Origin of the sequence: Carboxylicivirga mesophila, from assembly GCF_018271975.1 — a bacterium.
Classification (GTDB): Bacteria; Bacteroidota; Bacteroidia; order Bacteroidales; family Marinilabiliaceae; genus Carboxylicivirga; species Carboxylicivirga mesophila.
This window is the reverse complement of record NZ_JAGUCN010000001.1, coordinates 35124-51545: the sequence shown is the minus strand read 5'-3', so window position 1 is coordinate 51545 and position 16422 is coordinate 35124. Positions and strand designations below refer to the sequence as shown.

General features: G+C 41.5%; 18 protein-coding genes. 4 read left to right on the top strand and 14 right to left on the bottom strand.

The features are described from left to right. Positions 1-51: 51 nt before the first annotated feature. From KEM09_RS00210 to KEM09_RS00195, 4 genes are all read right to left on the bottom strand, one after another. Positions 52-441 (bottom strand): rhodanese-like domain-containing protein, encoded by a 390-nt coding sequence (locus KEM09_RS00210; RefSeq protein ID WP_212223613.1) that lies wholly within the window; start codon positions 439-441, stop codon positions 52-54. 104 nt (positions 442-545) lie between these two features. Next, positions 546-1940, bottom strand: a complete 1395-nt coding sequence (locus KEM09_RS00205) for an LPP20 family lipoprotein (RefSeq protein ID WP_212223611.1) — start codon at positions 1938-1940, stop codon at positions 546-548. 16 nt (positions 1941-1956) lie between these two features. Then, the gene (locus KEM09_RS00200; RefSeq protein WP_244824727.1) at positions 1957-2424 is read right to left on the bottom strand and encodes a regulatory protein RecX; all 468 of its coding nucleotides are present in this window, start codon (positions 2422-2424) and stop codon (positions 1957-1959) included. Positions 2425-2476: 52 nt separating this feature from the next. Beyond that, on the bottom strand, positions 2477-3844 hold the full coding sequence (locus tag KEM09_RS00195) for an NAD-dependent succinate-semialdehyde dehydrogenase (RefSeq protein WP_212223603.1): 1368 nt from the start codon (positions 3842-3844) through the stop codon (positions 2477-2479). A gap of 102 nt (positions 3845-3946) precedes the next feature. Between KEM09_RS00195 and KEM09_RS00190 the strand changes: the two genes are divergently transcribed. Further along, the gene (locus KEM09_RS00190; protein WP_212223601.1) at positions 3947-5029 is read left to right on the top strand and encodes an acyloxyacyl hydrolase; all 1083 of its coding nucleotides are present in this window, start codon (positions 3947-3949) and stop codon (positions 5027-5029) included. Here the strand turns inward: KEM09_RS00190 and KEM09_RS00185 are convergent. From KEM09_RS00185 to KEM09_RS00140, 10 genes are all read right to left on the bottom strand, one after another. Continuing rightward, positions 5026-5478 carry a DUF2147 domain-containing protein gene (locus tag KEM09_RS00185; RefSeq protein ID WP_212223598.1) on the bottom strand — a complete coding sequence of 151 codons (453 nt, stop codon included), beginning with the start codon at positions 5476-5478 and terminating at the stop codon, positions 5026-5028. The two genes, KEM09_RS00190 and KEM09_RS00185, sit on opposite strands and share 4 nt — an antisense overlap. A 74-nt stretch (positions 5479-5552) precedes the next feature. After that, positions 5553-5840 carry a membrane protein insertion efficiency factor YidD gene (gene yidD, locus KEM09_RS00180; protein WP_425305773.1) on the bottom strand — a complete coding sequence of 96 codons (288 nt, stop codon included), beginning with the start codon at positions 5838-5840 and terminating at the stop codon, positions 5553-5555. Next, positions 5809-6216, bottom strand: coding sequence for a ribonuclease P protein component (gene rnpA / locus KEM09_RS00175; RefSeq protein WP_212223589.1), 408 nt, complete (start codon positions 6214-6216; stop codon positions 5809-5811). Before rnpA ends, yidD begins: the two co-directional genes overlap by 32 nt. Positions 6217-6284: 68 nt before the next feature. Then, positions 6285-7034 carry a uroporphyrinogen-III synthase gene (locus tag KEM09_RS00170; protein ID WP_212223587.1) on the bottom strand — a complete coding sequence of 250 codons (750 nt, stop codon included), beginning with the start codon at positions 7032-7034 and terminating at the stop codon, positions 6285-6287. A gap of 48 nt (positions 7035-7082) precedes the next feature. After that, a complete protein-coding gene (locus tag KEM09_RS00165; protein WP_212223585.1) occupies positions 7083-8132 on the bottom strand; it encodes a DUF4271 domain-containing protein in 1050 nt (349 codons plus the stop codon). A gap of 76 nt (positions 8133-8208) precedes the next feature. Further along, positions 8209-8790, bottom strand: coding sequence for an LOG family protein (locus KEM09_RS00160; RefSeq protein ID WP_212223577.1), 582 nt, complete (start codon positions 8788-8790; stop codon positions 8209-8211). A gap of 51 nt (positions 8791-8841) precedes the next feature. Then, positions 8842-9276, bottom strand: a complete 435-nt coding sequence (locus KEM09_RS00155; protein ID WP_212223574.1) for a DUF417 family protein — start codon at positions 9274-9276, stop codon at positions 8842-8844. A gap of 10 nt (positions 9277-9286) precedes the next feature. Further along, complete coding sequence (locus KEM09_RS00150; protein WP_212223566.1) at positions 9287-10225, bottom strand: glutaminase; 939 nt, start codon at positions 10223-10225, stop codon at positions 9287-9289. A 6-nt stretch (positions 10226-10231) separates the two neighbouring features. Then, positions 10232-10921 (bottom strand): DUF6048 family protein, encoded by a 690-nt coding sequence (locus KEM09_RS00145; RefSeq protein WP_212223564.1) that lies wholly within the window; start codon positions 10919-10921, stop codon positions 10232-10234. Further along, positions 10896-11393, bottom strand: a complete 498-nt coding sequence (locus tag KEM09_RS00140) for a DUF6452 family protein (protein ID WP_212223562.1) — start codon at positions 11391-11393, stop codon at positions 10896-10898. The genes KEM09_RS00145 and KEM09_RS00140 overlap by 26 nt, the downstream gene beginning before the upstream one ends. Positions 11394-11628: 235 nt before the next feature. On the opposite strand from KEM09_RS00140, the gene KEM09_RS00135 reads away from it, so the two are divergent. The 3 genes from KEM09_RS00135 (at position 11629) to KEM09_RS00125 (ending at position 16415) form a co-directional block, all read left to right on the top strand. Further along, positions 11629-12960, top strand: a complete 1332-nt coding sequence (locus tag KEM09_RS00135; RefSeq protein WP_212223560.1) for a M16 family metallopeptidase — start codon at positions 11629-11631, stop codon at positions 12958-12960. 73 nt (positions 12961-13033) lie between these two features. Continuing rightward, positions 13034-15091, top strand: a complete 2058-nt coding sequence (locus KEM09_RS00130; RefSeq protein ID WP_212223558.1) for an insulinase family protein — start codon at positions 13034-13036, stop codon at positions 15089-15091. A 160-nt stretch (positions 15092-15251) separates the two neighbouring features. Next, a complete protein-coding gene (locus KEM09_RS00125) occupies positions 15252-16415 on the top strand; it encodes a DUF362 domain-containing protein (RefSeq protein WP_212223556.1) in 1164 nt (387 codons plus the stop codon). Positions 16416-16422: the final 7 nt, after the last annotated feature.

Sequence of the window (16422 nt, the reverse complement as noted above, 5' to 3'; positions counted from 1 at the left end):
ATAAAAACTTAATTCCCATACTTTTAGACATAAATCTACACCCCGAGTTAACTAATATTCATCTTGATCCAAAGGTAATCCATTACGACGCCAGCTAACCAGCCCGCCTTTCAATTCAATTACATGGATATAACCCAATTCCACAAGCACCTCAGCAGCAGGGCGGGTACGTATGTCTTTCTCGCAATACACAAAAATAGTATCCGTTTTGGGAACTACTTTTGTCAGCTCTAATAAATCAGCTTTCTCGGGTGCCGGCATGGCATCTTGCAGACGGTATTTTGCAAACATCCCGGCCGGCCGAACATCTACCAGTAAAGCATTAGGATGCTGCTGTATTAATGCATGAAACTCCTTTGCTGATACGCGCTTTGAACCCTGAGCCATCAGGCTAAGGCAGGTTCCAAGCAATACAAATATTAGTATAAAAGCTTTTCTCATTTTATCAGGTGTTTATCACCCGGTGTTACGATCGTGTATCCGAATGGTTACTAAAAACCCGAAATGACAATCATTCCGGGTTATCTATTATAGTTCAACAGTGCTTACATATTTACCTGCTCCAGGCGAGGTTCAATCTGTTCTTTAAACTCCTCAATCAGCTTTATTCTTACATCTTTTAATGCGTATTCGTAGTTACCTGGTCGCATTCCTCTGATGCCCGTCAGGTTATCGGCGAATATTTCTGTTTGGCTCTTAATATCCTGAATGGCAATATTAAAATCGGCAAAAACGGTGAATACTGAGTAGCCCTGCCCTTTACGTTCATCACCTGCTACAAAATTAGAGTTGACAGTCACTACAAAGTCAGCCTCATTCACGTCACTTGTAAAAGTAAAAAAATTCTCATTGAGTTCGGTTTTAAGCATACCGGTAAAAGCCCCTTTATCATCCAGCTTTCCAAACACTTTCTCTTCGCTTACCAGGTAAGCTTTTGATTTGAGGACTTCAATGGCAATACCAACCGCAGGCATTTGCTTAACAGGGAAAAACACCTTCAGCAGGCGCTTAACTTCATCATCCATCTCCGATTCTGCCACATGCGAAAAGTCAAAACCGGCGGTTATTTCCTGCATCTTTCGTTTTGATATCAGCCTGGTGATGGATACCGAGGTATAGCCATCGAAATTGGTTTTACTCTGAGCCGTAAGAATACCTTCACCTTTGGTAAACTCATATTTTAAAGGGAAGCCTACCAATGGCCTTTTCTCCCCTGCCTTACCAGTAAAAGTCGCATTAACACCAATCGGTACTTCCAGCTTTTTCGAAAACTGTATCTGATAGTTTGATTGCACCGGCATTAGTTGCACCCTGCGAAATACATCCTGAATAGCACTAAACAGTTCGGTTCCGACATTGTAGGTTCCGTCAACGGTTTTATAGGTTAAGTCCTCTTCCAGATGATCCTTCAGGCTGATAACACCTTTGGCCAGATAATTTAGAGCTGAGTAAGCATCATAATTATCAATGGCCTTGTAAGCATCGGTCAGGTATGAACTAGCCATCATCTTGGCTTTATCCAGCTTCATCTGTTTGGCACGCTCATATTTCTGCTTCGACAAACGGGTCATCACCCAATACTCTTTTCTACCTTCCCAGGTGAGCACTTCGTAGCCTTCAAGCGTTTGCTCTACCGAAGCCTGTATCTTAGATTCGTAGGCCTCTTTATATTCATAATCGGTTTCAATCTTATGCAATACCGAGTTTGAAGAGATATTCACTTTAATTTCACTGCTCATTTGCTTGAGTGCGGTTCCACGGGCGGCCTGACGATACTCAACAGCACTGCCTGCTTTTGGCACATTGGCAATACCAATATAATAGGCCGGATCATTTGGCCGTTGCTTTACCCAGGAGGGCTTTTTCTTAGCTTCGCTAATGTTTGGCATCAGTAAAAATGCCAATAGTAAAAGGAGAGTTAAGTTTGCTTGTTTATTCATAATGAATTGCTTCAGGTTATATTTCTAAATATTGGTCGATTAAACGATAAACGATATCTGGTTCAAAACCCCTGGACTGAGCAAAACGCACAAGCGCCGCCTTTGTCTGCCAGGCGTCTTTGTTTTTAATCTGCCGGTTTTTACTATGCAATAATTCTGCCAGTTTTTCAGAATAATCTGCATCCACAATCTGTTCCAGAGCCTCATCAATCATTGATGAAGATAGGCCTTTACTGCGCAGCATAAAACGGATTTTGATTCGCCCCCACCCATTGAATAGGAATTTATCTTTCACGTAATAGCTTGCATAACGACTATCATCAATGAACTTCTCATTCACTAAACGCACTAAAACAGCTTCCACTTCTTCATCACCCAATTCCCAGTTTACCAATTTTTTGCGGATATCAGTTGTGCAATACTCCTTTCTTGAACAGAGAGCTGCTGCTTTATTTAAGGCCTGACGACAATCCATATATATCATTAATGTATTTAGCCCGCTACAACAATCTATTGTTGACCTGGCTATCATTCACTTATTTGATGTACACTCCTTTAATATTCATAAATTCTTTCATGCCGTAATGCGATAGTTCACGGCCGTAACCACTCTCCTTAACACCTCCAAAAGGTAATCGTGGATCAGAGCGCACAAAGTCATTCACGAAGCAGCAACCTGCATCCAGCTCTTCTTCGGCAATCTGTTGCCCTCTCTTTACATCACGCGTAAATACAGCTGCTCCCAGTCCAAATACTGTATCATTGGCAATTCGGATAGCATCGGCCTCATCCTTCGCTCTTATAAGAGAAGCCACGGGCCCAAACAACTCCTCGTGGTAGGCTACCATACCTGGCTGCACATCACCCAAAACCGTTGCCGGATAGTATGCCCCATCGCGATTGGGAATATACCCCCCTGTAAGCAGCTTTGCGCCCTTGCCTATGCTACTTTCCACCTGTCGGTGCAAATCCTCGCGAAAACTCGACTTAGCCAAAGGTCCCATATCCTTTGTTTCATCAAACGGATCACCTATGGTAATGTCACGCATCTTATCCGTAAATTTTGTAGCGAACTCATCATACACCTCATCTGCTATGATAAAACGCTTAGCACCTATACAACTTTGCCCGGCATTTAATATACGACCTGCCACACATGCCTCCACTGCTGCATCAATATCGGCATCTTTCAGAATCAGGTAAGGATCACTACCACCCAGTTCCAATACACATTTTTTAAGGTGCTGACCCGCTGTAGAAGCCACAGCTTTACCAGCAGGCGTGCTGCCTGTAAGCGTCACTGCTTTAACGCGTTTGTCGCTAATTATCTTTTCAACCTTACTACTTCGCACCAATAGTGTTTTGAATACATCTGCAGGAAAGCCAGCCTCTACAAATATGTTTTCAATGGCCAAAGCACAAGCCGGCACATTGGAAGCATGCTTTAACAAACAAACGTTACCTGCCATTAATGCAGGGGCCGCAAACCTGAACACCTGCCACAGAGGAAAGTTCCATGGCATAATAGCTAATACGGGACCTATGGCCTGCATGGATGCATATGATAAGCTGGCTTCTGTTGGAATGATTTCACTTTTTAAGAATCCGGCACCATTTTGTGCATAATATTCACACACTTTAGCACACTTTTCTACTTCTGCACGGGCTTCAACAATGTTTTTACCCATTTCAACCGTTATATTGAAAGCTAATCCCTCCTGCTTATCGCGCAACACTTTTGCTGCTTTAATCAATAGTTGCGCCCGCAATTCAACAGGCTCTTTTCTCCAGATCTTATAAGCCTCATAGTTGGCCGCTATAGCATTATCAATCTCATCGGAATAAAACTCCTCATATTCCCTGATTATTTCCCCTGTTGCCGGATTTATACTTTTCAAATACATGGTTTTTTCATTTTAGGTATGCTCCCTAAAAGTACATGGAAAAAAAGAACCTAAAAAGGTTTTTATTGGGAATTTACGAGCTATATACCTTAACTTGTTAAGATGCTCAGACTAACTCATCATATAAAAATTGACTTAACCATCATTGCCCTTTGCCTCATTCTGAATAATATAAGTGGATATGCACAAACCAACCAGTCTGACGCACCAGTTTTTTATGGCATATCGGCCTATTACGGGCAATTTCAGGTACATACCAAGTCATTATATCCGTATAATGGAACACATCCTTACGGGATTGAATTTGAATTCAGTCGGCTACTATTGAAAGATAACATCAGGGAAACATTTGGCACGTTTGTTAAATGGGGCCTTGGAGTTAATTACGTCAATTTCAATCATGCTGATCTGGGACATGGACTCACAGGCGTGGCTTATATTGAACCTTTTATCAAAGCTGGCAGACGATGGCGATACTCCTTAAAAGCTGGCATGGGAGTCGCATTTATGAGTCATCCATATCACCCTGAAAGCAATCCACAAAACCTGACATACAGCACCCAACTGGCTTTTCCTTTGTTTGGCGGAGGAAGTGTATACTATTTCTTCACTAACGAATGGGCCATAAAAGCGACAGCTTCCTTTCAACACATCTCCAATGGCGGAATAAAACAACCCAACCTGGGCATCAATTACCCGGTCATTGCCTTAGGTGTTGAGCATACCTTACATCATTATACTATACCCCCTGCAAAAAGACTGCATCATTACACAAAAGCAAAACGGATGGATATATTGCTGGGCTACTCACTAAAGGAAGACACCACTCATACAAATAATCAAAATGTTATAACGGGGATCATCAATCGGAGCTGGCAGGTATCGCGCATTAATGCAATTACCGTTTCATTTTTTGCTGAGTATCAGGAATCATCGGAGATAACCAGCACCAAGGACCAATGGAGTTTAGCCCCTTTGGTGGGTAACGAGTTTATTCTTGGGAAACTCTATTTTGGACAGCAGATAGGAGCCTATCTGTTGAAAGGACAAAAAGCACCCAATTTACTTTTGCAGAACTATTACCTGAGGGCAAAAGTTAACGCCCACTTTATAGCAGGCGTTAATCTTAAGGCTCATGGCCGTGTGGCCGATTTCTTATCTATTCAGTTGGGTTATACCTTTTAGGCATCCCCCACCACTCGTGTCCAACTAACTTTCTTTCCAATCAACGAAAATCCTATATACCCTTTCACTTGCAGCTTATTGGGATTGCCATCGAACCACATGTAGCATTTATAGGTATTGCCACTTTTAGGATCATATATAGTACCATTGGTCCATTCCCCTTCATCATCGTTATAGGTGAATTTCTCAAGAATATTCAAACCAATAATCTTACGTTTCTGTAAGTCCTCGTCGGGATTATGCTTATCCAGTTTATGTGAACCATCCTTCTCAGTCGGATTTTTTAACCATATAATTTGCCCGGCAAAGGTACCATCAGCATCTTGCGAGATGCTTACTTTTGAATCCCCATCTTGTGTGAGCCAGGTTCCAATTATTCGCGTATTCTTCTGACCAAAAGAAGCAAGTGTAAACAGTAATAGCGCAAAACTTAAAAGATACTTCTTCATTTTCATTAATTTACCATCCATTCTATTCCCTCCGATATTTTGAATGGCAATATAAGAAAAATAAACCAACCTGCTTAAGGAACAGGATCATGCCCGTGGCCACCCCATGGATGACAGCTCAATATACGTTTTATGGATAAATATAAGCCTTTGAATGGCCCGTGCTTCTTAAGCGCCTCAATGGTATACTGTGAGCAAGTGGGCGTATACCGGCATGATGCCCCTAAAATGGGTGAAATAAACCACTGATACAACTTAACAGGTATGAGCAAAAGAGCCACCAGCCCGCTTTTCAACAGGAATAGCAGGTAATGAATAAAACGCACTATGCTATTCTTTTTCTTCATTCTTTCGAACTTCATCAGTTAGCTTTTTGAGTGCTTTCTTCACTCCCTTTTGAACAGAAGCAAAATCAAGAAGTTCACTTGGCAAATACACAAAAGCAACAGCTAAATGCACATTGACATCCTTCAGTTGAGAATAAGCATCAAGTTTATTTAAACGGTATGCTTCGCGCACAAGTCGCTTTACACGATTGCGCTTGTTAGCTCTCTTAAATCGCTTCTTGGATACACTGATAAGCAATTGAATGGGCACATCATCACCTGATTCTATAGGTATGTAACTCACCCGGAAAGGATATTTAACAAACGACTGACCTTTTGTAAACAGTTCCTGAATGGTTGTGCGGCTGCACAAACGCTCATTCTTACTAAAGGTAAACCGCTGCTGTTCCATTATTGTCAGATAAAAATAATCCTCTCTGCCAGAGACAAAGAGGATTAATCAGCCTCAGGCTGTATGTATTATTTTCCTTTGTTGTATTTCTTGATGTATTGCTCAAGCGCCATTGTCATTGATGGAGCCTGTGGCATTGGTGCCTGAATATCAAGACGCAAGCCTGCATCCTTCACCGCCTTGGCTGTAGCTGGTCCAAAAGAAGCAATTTTGGTATCATTCTGCACAAAGTCAGGGAAGTTCTGCATTAATGAAGCAATTCCCGAAGGACTAAAGAACACCAGCACATCGTAGTTAACATCCTTAAGATCACTCAAGTCGCTACTAACTGTACGGTATAAAATTGCCTTTGTGTACTTTACTTTTGCCTTATTCAGCAAAGTTGGAATTTCCTGCTTATGAATATCCGATAATGGCACCAGGAAAGTCTCATCTTTATGCTTTTTCACTACCTCGGCTAAATCAGCAAATTTTCCTGTAGAGTGGAAGATTTTACGTTTTCTGTACACAATATACTTCTGTAAATAAAAAGCTGTTGCTTCTGATATACAGAAATACTTCATGGTATCGGGCACAGTTACGCGCATTTCTTCAGCAATGCGGAAATAATGATCGATAGCTGTTCGGCTGGTAAAAATCACTGCTGTATAGTCCAGCAAATTAACTTTTTGTTGCCTGAATTCCTTTGCTGAAACCGCTTCTACCTGAATAAAAGGTCTGAAATCTATTTTCAGATTGCTTTTTTCGGCCAAATCAAAGTAGGGAGATTTGGGGGTTGAGGGTTTGGGTTGTGAAACCAGTATTCTTTTAATCTTCAATGTTCTACAATTTAAATTCAACTAAACCTTTACCTCATTTACTATTCCCTAGTATATCATTACTTTAATAAGTATTGATAAGGGTAAAATTTCTAGGGCACAAAAGTACAAAAACATATAAAATATTGAAAGGGGGCTGCGCAAAATTATTTTAGCCCCGCGAAGTAATTGAATAATGTACATGATTATAAATAGCACAACACCTGCTTTCAGCAAAAAAGTAGCTGTTAATACATCAACAAATGGTACAATACTAACGATTGGCAAACACGCTATACCAAATACCTTACTTAGCATATTGGCATTAAATAAATATTCTTTGGTAGCCTGATGGGCTTCAAATACAGCCGCCACAAACCGATATAGCAGGTTTTTGAGAATAAAATAACCAACCACACCTGCATTTACCAATATAAAAAAGATAAAAGGACTAAAACGCTGCGGACTTTTACCTCCCAGGTGAGCAAACTCAAAAATGAGCATCGATGTTGACAAAAAGAATAACACAGTGAGCGCCCACGATGGCTTTTGATTTTGAAGATTACCACTGAAAAATAACTTGGAGGCACTCTGCTGATAACGAACCGATGAGAATAAGTCACTTAAGTATTTTCCCGCCGTAAGTTTTATGAAGCCTGCCACAATTAAAGCAAGCAAAATAAAGCCTGCCAGCCAGTCTTTGGATTCCTCAAATGGAGAACCCTTGCGCTGTATGACCGGAGGTGGTGGAACAGACACAACATTTTGTACAGACTGATTACTTGTGTCTATCGCTATTTGAATAGATTCTGCTGCCGTCTTATTCAGTGCCTGTTTTTCGACTGTTGACTCACTTGGCAAAGATACCTTACCAATACCTATCGCTCCATCAGATGACTTAAGGTTGAAATAAACCGAGTCCTCTGAGGACCAGGTTCTGTAAATTTTCTTCTTTGGCAGCGCTGCTTGCTTCACTTGCAAATGCCTCGGTGCTGCAGTCGATATTTCCTGGATAGGCGTACGCAAACTTTTATTGGTAGCCAGGCTATCACCACTTGTAGCGGCTTGACCGACTGCAACCTGCTGCGCTTGCTGATATGTTACCGTTGTTTTCCCCATCCAAAAAAAGCACTATTCGACAAAAGTAATCAAAAATACGAATGCATATATTCGCAAATAACAACTCAAAAGAAACTTATTTCACCGCTGCTATCTCAATGGCATTATTATGCCATGCAGGCAGCTCTTCAATGGCCTGACATACCTGCTGTGAAGATTCAACCAAATGCCACAAGGCATGATGCTCAACGCGCATAAACTGCTCATCCACTAATTTCTCAAGCATCTTAATTAAGGGATCAAAGAAACCTCCTGTGTTTACCAGGATAATGGGCTGTGTTATTTGCCCCAGTTTTTTTAAGGATAACACCTCAAACAACTCTTCCAGCGTGCCAATACCACCAGCGAGTACCACTATGGCATCACTATCTTTTACAAGCAATTTTTTTCGCTCGGCCATATCATCCACATGCACCATATCACTAACACCTTTGTGCTCCCACTCCACTTCAACCATGAAATGTGGTATGATACCCCTCACCTGGCCATTTAGTTCTAGCGCACGATTAGCCAAATTTCCCATCAACCCAACAGCGCCTCCGCCATATACTATTCTATAATTGGCTTTTACCAGCTCTTCAGCCAGACTAGTTGCCTCGGCCAGATAAGCCTGTTTAACTTTGGGGCTTGAAGCACAAAAAACGGTTACATTTTTCATTAAATACAATTTATTGGTTCCTGGTTTTGGATGAGATTCAATCAAGTTTGTTTAGGCCGAATCGCCAACACACCACATAGCTGCTCCTAATAAAATAACATCTTTCAGAATGCTTTGCCCCAGCTTTGATAATTCTGGAAAGCCATAGGGTGGCAACCAAACATATGAACTGGTAAATAAAGTGGTAACACTCAAAAATAACACTATGGTAGCAAGCACTCCTCCCACAAAAGACAATTTACGAGCAACCGGTTTTGCTGCTATCATAATACCTATCAGCATTTGCAAGTATGCAACCAGTTGCGAAAATGCATATGGCGTAATGTACTTTAGCAACCAGCCTAACATTGCAGAGTTTGACAAAACATCTTTGAGGTAATCGGCCTCGCTATTTTTAAGTTTCATCAGACCTAACCATATGAACGCTACAGCTAATCCATATCTTAATAAAAATTGCCCGAGTGATTTAAAAGATTTTGCTAACATCCAATTAGTATTAGAAAATTGATATTCCTGTTTTAGTGGTCAATAGTTCGAGTGCTTTCACTCCTGCCAGTGAGTTACCATGCTTATCAAGGCCAGGACTCCAAACACAAACTGATAATAATCCGGGAATAATGGCGGCAATACCACCTCCAACACCACTTTTCCCAGGCATACCTACTCTAAAAGCAAAATCACCTGCAGCGTCGTAGGTACCACATGTCAGTAACAAGGCATTAAGCCGCTTGGCCTGGCTGGCCGTGAGGTAGCGCTTATTGGTGCGAGGATGAACACCGTGATTAGCTAAAAACAAAAATGCCCTGGATACATCCTGACAACTCATTGACAGGGAGCAATGCCCAAAATAGAAATCAAGGACCTCATCAACATCCGATTGTATGTTGTCATAGCTTTTCATGAAATGGGCCAAAGCAGCATTTCGATGCCCAAACGCCTTTTCAGACCGAAACATGGCATGATCAATCTGAATATTCTTGTTATCAGCCAACCCACGTATGTACCCAATAACCTCATTCAAGGAGTCTTGCGTGTGACTAACCACACAATCAGCTACAACAATGGCTCCTGCATTGATAAACGGGTTGCGGGGCTTACCATTTTCATGCTCTAGCTGTATTAGCGAATTAAAAGGATTACCAGACGGCTCTTTTCCAACGCGTTTCCATAAGTCGTCCTTCAATAAGGAAAAAGCCCTGGTTAAGCTAAAGACTTTTGAGATACTCTGAATAGAAAAGCTTTTTAGAGCCTGACCACAATAAAACTCTCTGCCATCAATCAAACTGATTGACATGCCAAAATTAGCTTTATCAACATTTCCCAACTCAGGAATATAGTCGGCCACCTTTCCTTCGTCCAGAAGTGGCTTTACCTCTTCCGCTATCTCATCGATAACGCCTTGCCAGTCCGTTGTCATTGCTTCAGAGCTACTCATGGGCATTTATTTTTTCCGGAATGGAATATGATATTCAAGTGAATAAGTAAATCCCATATTGGTTGAGCGATCACGACGACCAAATCCAGGTATTGAATAGGGCTCCAACTCATTATTAACCCCAACGTTAATAATGGTCCTGAAACGAACACTCCAACCCATGTAAAAATTCTTAAGTACTTCAGAGCGCAAACCAAATACAAATTCGGCCCAATGCGATCCCACTGTGGACGCTCCTATAGATTGTGAAACATCTCCCCAATAATCTTCACTTATGGTATAACGCGGACAGCTATGTTCCTGCACCGCCGCACCGTATCTTAGCCCCAGAAGAATATTGTCATTATTGCCAATTTCTTCAACCCGAAACAGGTTATAGTCAATACCGGCACGTATAAAGCTACCATTGGAAGTATATTTCATTTGTTTATTATCCAGATCAACATTTTCGTAACCCACTTCAGCTGCCAGTTGCCACTTACTGTTTATAGTATAGCGCGCATTAACTTCAACACCAAATCGTTCGTTAGCGAACAGGTGCGTAATAAAAGGAGCTAAATCTATCCCCACTGCCAGGCCCGGATTACCTTTGTTGACTTTCTTTTCTTCATCCCCGTTAAGCTTAATGTCAGCTTTTTGCGCTAACACCCCAACACTTAACAGCAAAACACTAAGGCTCAATAAATATTTTAACATTTTCAAGGTTTTCGTTGTACAACACTGATGGGTAACTCACTACAACAGAATCAATGATATTAATCGTATGAATCACCGTATCAATATGAAGATTGTAGGTAAAACCACAATCTCCAGACACATAATTCAGCTCTCGAGTATATACAAACATTATCGTATCCACAATGTCGCTCGCAATTGTCTGCTCCCTGAACACAAAACTGGTGGTATCGCGTTCAATATTGGTAGGCATGTACATCTTTTGCACTCGGGCGCTGTCAATTAACAATGGCAGATTGGCATCATTTATTTCGTCATAACCCCATAGGTAAACCCCATTAAGGGTTGTATCTTTCGCTTCACCTGATGCACCAGAGTACAAACCAGCCTGTATGGCGTTTTGTCCAGAGAGGCAAAGACTGGATTCGTCACAGGCCACCAATAACAGTATTGTGGCAGCCAAAAAAACGTGACCAAACGGTTTTATCTTCATCTATTAAGCTTTGATACAAAAATAGTATGTCCAAATAAGAATGAAAGTACAGATGGAAAAAATCTCACTTTTTTAACAAGTGCCCATTATGTACGGTTTCGTACACCTTATTGTTCATTAATGCACACATACTGAATATAATAAACAACCTTACAGCTCTATATATCTTACACTTATACATTTCGGCCTGCTTATTGTTCGTTGCCGAACATTAACTTAAACATGAAGTTTGAATATGAAGAACCGTTTTTTATTACTGGCTTTTTCACTTTTTTTAGCCGGCATTGGCGCCGTTAGTGCCCAATCAAATAAAATTAGCTTCGAAGAATATGACCTTGACAATGGCCTGCATGTCATTCTGCATCAGGACAAGTCCACTCCCATAGTTACCGTCTCGGTAATGTACCACGTTGGTTCAAAGAATGAAAATCCTGAACGTACCGGATTCGCACACTTCTTTGAACATTTAATGTTCGAAGGCACTGAAAACATTCCAAGAGGTGAATACTCTAATTTTGTAGAACGTGCCGGTGGAACACTCAACGCCAATACATCAAACGACCGCACCTATTACTATGAAATTTTGCCATCGAACCAGTTAGAGCTTGGCCTATGGCTTGAGTCGGAAAGAATGTTGCATGCGAAAGTGGACTCGATTGGTATCCAGACTCAAAAGAAGGTAGTTATTGAGGAGAAAAAACAGACTGTTGACAGCCGTCCTTATGGTACGCTGTTTCAGGAGACTATGAAAAGAGCTTTCAAAGTACACCCTTACCGCTGGACAGTAATTGGTGATCCTGACCACATACGCGCTGCCAAAGATGAGGAGTTTCAGCAGTTTTACAAGGAATTCTATGTGCCTAACAATGCAGCACTTGTTATTGCTGGTGATATCGAAATTGAATCAACAAAAGAACTAATTAACAAGTACTTTGCAGATATTCCTAAAGGCAAGAAGGATATTTACCGACCAAGCATGGTTGAACCAGAACTGGGAGGCGAAGTGCGCGACACCATTTTTGACAACATACAGCTTCCTTTAATTGTACAAGCCTACCGCACGCCTGCCATGGGTACTAATGATTACTATGCATTAGATATGCTGTCAACCTTGTTATCTGGTGGACAAAGTTCTCGCTTGTATAAATCATTGGTTGACGAGCAGCAAAAAGCACTTGAAGCAGGTTCGTTCGCTATGCCATTTCAACATCCAAGTGTAGCATTGGCCTATGCCTTACCAAATATGGGTGTTGATTGCGCTGACCTGGAAGCTGCCATCGATGCAGAAGTTTCAAAAGTACGCGAGGAACTCATCTCAGAAAGAGAGTTTCAGAAACTACGCAACCAGTTTGAGAATTCATTTGTAAAATCTAATGTGAAACTGGCCAGCAGAGCAGAAAATCTGGCAACTAACTATGTGTATTTCGACAATACCAATCTGATAAATACAGAATTGGATAAGTACATGGCAGTTACCCGCGAAGATATTAAGCGTGTGGCTAATAAATATCTGGTGGAAGACAATCGTGTAGTATTGTACTACCTGCCTAAGTCACAACAAAACTAATCACCATTAAGAGATCGATTACTGATTAAAAAGAATATACCATTCGGTGTGAATGGATTTAAAAATGAACAGAATGAAAAAATCAGTTTTATTTATATTGGCACTGCTAGTAGCTTTTAACATAAATGCTCAATTAGACAGAAGTACGCCTCCCAAACCAGGTCCTGCTCCAAAGGTAAATATTGGAAAGGCCCAAACATTTGAATTAAAGAATGGCTTAAAAGTATTTGTGGTTGAAAATGACAAAGTACCTGTTGTTTCTTATACCTTATCTCTGGATATTGATCCGCTCATTGAAGGCGAAAAAGCTGGTTACTCAAGTATTGCCGGCGACCTGATGGGTTCAGGTACAAGCACGCGTAGTAAGGCCCAAATAGACGAAGCCGTTGACTTTATTGGTGCAACCCTCAACACCAGCTCCAAGGGTATGTATGCTTCTTCATTGAAGAAACACTCCGATGAACTTTTAAACCTAATGACCGACGTTTTATACAATCCTTCTTTTCCTGCCGAAGAACTTGAGAAAGCCCAGAAGCAAATGCTAACAGGCCTTAAATCTCAAAAAGATGACCCTAAAGCCATTGCCTCCAACATTAAGAGTGTTTTACGTTTTGGTAAAGACCACCCTTATGGAGAAATACTTACCGAAGCTTCAGTTGAAGCTATTACGGTTGATGATTTAAAATCATATTACAACACCTATTTCCGACCAAATGTAGCTTACCTGGTTATTGTTGGTGACATTTCTGTGAAAGAAGCCAAAAAGCAAGCTAAGAAATACTTTGCTCAGTGGGAGTCAAAAGAGGTACCAACTTACAAGTATGATTTCCCTGCAGGTTTTGAAACACCTAAGGTAGTGGTAGCCAACAAAGATGGATCCACCCAATCAACCATTTCACTATCATACAATGTTGATCTTAAGCCCGGGCATCCTGATGCTATTAAGGCACGAGTAATGAACAGTATTTTAGGTGGTGGATCGTTCAGTGCCAGATTATTCCAGAACCTGAGAGAAGATAAGGCCTTTACTTATGGTGCTTACTCATCACTTAGTTCAGATGAACTGGTTGGAACTTTCAATGCTGGCGCCAATGTACGCACAAGCGTTACCGATAGTGCTTTTACTGAAATCATTTATGAAATGGAGCGTATGCGCACTGAGCTGGTTGATGAAGCAGGCCTTCAAATGGTGAAGAATTCATTGACCGGTAGTTTCTCGCGTTCGTTGGAGGATCCTGCTACAGTTGCCCGTTTCGCACTTAACATTGAAAAGTACAACCTGCCTGCAGATTATTACGAAACCTACCTTGAAAAGCTGAATGCCGTAAGCACAGCCGACATTAAAGCTATGGCTGAAAAATACCTGACGCCAGACAATGCATTGATATTAGCCGTTGGCGATGTGCCAAACATGCGAGCCAGCTTAAAGAAATTTGCTAAGGACGGTAAAGTAGAGATGTATGATTTCTATGGCAATGTGGTTAAAGCCATGCCTTTGCCAGCTGACCTTACTGCTGAAAAAGTGATTATCAAGTACATTAATGCTATTGGAGGTACTGAGGCCATTGCGGCTGTTGACAACTACATCTTGGAAGGAACAATGAACGTACAAGGCATGCCATTAAGCATGAAGATGTATAGCCGTCGTCCTAACCACCAGTGCGTTGAAACTTACATGCAGGGCAACCTAGTGTCAAAACAAGTATTTAACGGTGAAGCCGGTAAAGTAGTAAGCCCAATGGGCGAACAGAAGATTGAAGGCGAAATGCTAGAAAATATGAAAGCCGAATCAGTTATGTTTCCTGAAACACAATATGCTGAATTGGGATATAAATTAGAGTTGCTGGGCGCTGATAATGTAGATGGACAAGATGTTGTAAAGTTAAAAGTAATAAGCCCTTCTGGTAAAGAGCAAACAGTTTTTTACAGTCGGAACACCGGCCTGAAAGTAAAGGAAGTAAGCACAAGTCCTCAAGGTACCATGGCCAGCACCTACACCGAGTATGCCGAGGTGAATGGCATTAAATTTCCTAAAAAAATGAGCCAGGCGGTTGGTCCTCAATCATTCGACATCACGTTTGAAAGTATTAAAGTAAACGAAGGCATCGACGCAAGTAAATTCGATATCTAATACATTGGCATGGAACAGATATCGGAGCAATCATAGTTTTTTAGATCTGATTTATTATTTCGGACAAAGTTAGATTGATAGTTTGAAGATTGCTAGTAGGAAGGCGGCCAATGGGCTGCCTTCTTTTTTTTCAGAACAGATACCCTTTAATTCAAAATCCATGAGTCAATCAAAAGTAAACCGCCGTTCCTTTTTTAAGCTGGCAACTGCCGTTGGCGCAGGGGCTATTGTTAATCATCCACAATCTATTTTGGCAGCGGCTCCACAGGACCAAAAGCCTGCCAAACCAGCGACCAACATTGCTGATGCCTTAAAATATCCGCGCAATGAGCGCTCTTTACCCGGCAAATACCCCGGCAAAGTGGTTAAAGTGGTGAATAAAGCCTCGGTTGTGGATAACCAACCACAGGAAGACGTTGCCAATGAAATGATTAAAAAAGCAATGCTTCAACTAACCAATGAAGAAGATATCGATAAAGCCTGGCAACGGTTCGTGTCGGACGATGAAATTATTGGCCTTAAGGTCAATCCGGTCGCTGGAAAGCTCCTGTCAACCAGCCATGCGGTGGTTCAGTCCATCGTGAAGCAACTGGAGAGTGCTGGCATTCCTCGTAAAAACATTGTGATTTGGGATCGTCGCCTGATGCAGCTGCATGAAACCGGTTTCACGGAAGAGAACTATCCGGGCATTACGATTACCGGAACCGAGCAACAAGATGCTGAGGGAGGGTTTTACGATAAAGACGGCAAGCTTTACGGTGAAAAAATGATAGACAAAGAATGGTTTTACTATGCCGATGTTGAAGGCGAATACGATGAGTACACCATTCCCTACATGGTCAACGGTGGCAAGCATTCCTACTTTACAAAGATTTGCACCCAACAAGTTGATAAAATCATCAATGTGCCTATTCTAAAAAATGCGGGCCCAACTGTAACTTTGTGCCTTAAAAACCTGGCCTACGGTTCGATAAGTAATACTGGAAGATTACATAAACAACTTTGGTCGGATACCTGCGCCGAAGTTTGCGCTTTCCCGCCGATTCGCGATAAAGTAGTGCTTAACATCATCGATGGACTGAAAGGCTGCTTTAATGGTGGTCCGGCTGCCAATCCGCAATTCATTTGCAACTATTACACCATTATGGCCGGAACCGATCCGGTAGCCATCGACCGCATTGGGCATGATATCATCGTGAAAAAGCGCATTGCCGAAGGCATTCAGGAAAAAGACGATCCCAAGCGCTTAAAGTTTATGGAAATGGCAGAGGAGCTGCAACTGGGCGCTGCCGACATCAATAAAATCATACTTGAAGAAGTTTAATCTCTAA

What these genes read in the sequence shown, in the direction of transcription:
- KEM09_RS00130 (WP_212223558.1), top strand. Translation starts at nt 13,034, where the DNA reads ATGAAAAAATCAGTTTTATTTATATTGGCACTGCTAGTAGCTTTTAAC.
- KEM09_RS00155 (WP_212223574.1), bottom strand. Translation starts at nt 9,276, where the DNA reads ATGTTAGCAAAATCTTTTAAATCACTCGGGCAATTTTTATTAAGATAT.
- KEM09_RS00165 (WP_212223585.1), bottom strand. Translation starts at nt 8,132, where the DNA reads ATGGGGAAAACAACGGTAACATATCAGCAAGCGCAGCAGGTTGCAGTC.
- KEM09_RS00200 (WP_244824727.1), bottom strand. Translation starts at nt 2,424, where the DNA reads ATGATATATATGGATTGTCGTCAGGCCTTAAATAAAGCAGCAGCTCTC.
- rnpA (WP_212223589.1), bottom strand. Translation starts at nt 6,216, where the DNA reads ATGGAACAGCAGCGGTTTACCTTTAGTAAGAATGAGCGTTTGTGCAGC.
- KEM09_RS00145 (WP_212223564.1), bottom strand. Translation starts at nt 10,921, where the DNA reads ATGTTAAAATATTTATTGAGCCTTAGTGTTTTGCTGTTAAGTGTTGGG.
- KEM09_RS00125 (WP_212223556.1), top strand. Translation starts at nt 15,252, where the DNA reads ATGAGTCAATCAAAAGTAAACCGCCGTTCCTTTTTTAAGCTGGCAACT.
- KEM09_RS00210 (WP_212223613.1), bottom strand. Translation starts at nt 441, where the DNA reads ATGAGAAAAGCTTTTATACTAATATTTGTATTGCTTGGAACCTGCCTT.
- KEM09_RS00135 (WP_212223560.1), top strand. Translation starts at nt 11,629, where the DNA reads ATGAAGAACCGTTTTTTATTACTGGCTTTTTCACTTTTTTTAGCCGGC.
- KEM09_RS00185 (WP_212223598.1), bottom strand. Translation starts at nt 5,478, where the DNA reads ATGAAGAAGTATCTTTTAAGTTTTGCGCTATTACTGTTTACACTTGCT.
- KEM09_RS00160 (WP_212223577.1), bottom strand. Translation starts at nt 8,790, where the DNA reads ATGAAAAATGTAACCGTTTTTTGTGCTTCAAGCCCCAAAGTTAAACAG.
- KEM09_RS00195 (WP_212223603.1), bottom strand. Translation starts at nt 3,844, where the DNA reads ATGTATTTGAAAAGTATAAATCCGGCAACAGGGGAAATAATCAGGGAA.
- yidD (WP_425305773.1), bottom strand. Translation starts at nt 5,840, where the DNA reads ATGAAGTTCGAAAGAATGAAGAAAAAGAATAGCATAGTGCGTTTTATT.
- KEM09_RS00140 (WP_212223562.1), bottom strand. Translation starts at nt 11,393, where the DNA reads ATGAAGATAAAACCGTTTGGTCACGTTTTTTTGGCTGCCACAATACTG.
- KEM09_RS00205 (WP_212223611.1), bottom strand. Translation starts at nt 1,940, where the DNA reads ATGAATAAACAAGCAAACTTAACTCTCCTTTTACTATTGGCATTTTTA.
- KEM09_RS00190 (WP_212223601.1), top strand. Translation starts at nt 3,947, where the DNA reads ATGCTCAGACTAACTCATCATATAAAAATTGACTTAACCATCATTGCC.
- KEM09_RS00150 (WP_212223566.1), bottom strand. Translation starts at nt 10,225, where the DNA reads ATGAGTAGCTCTGAAGCAATGACAACGGACTGGCAAGGCGTTATCGAT.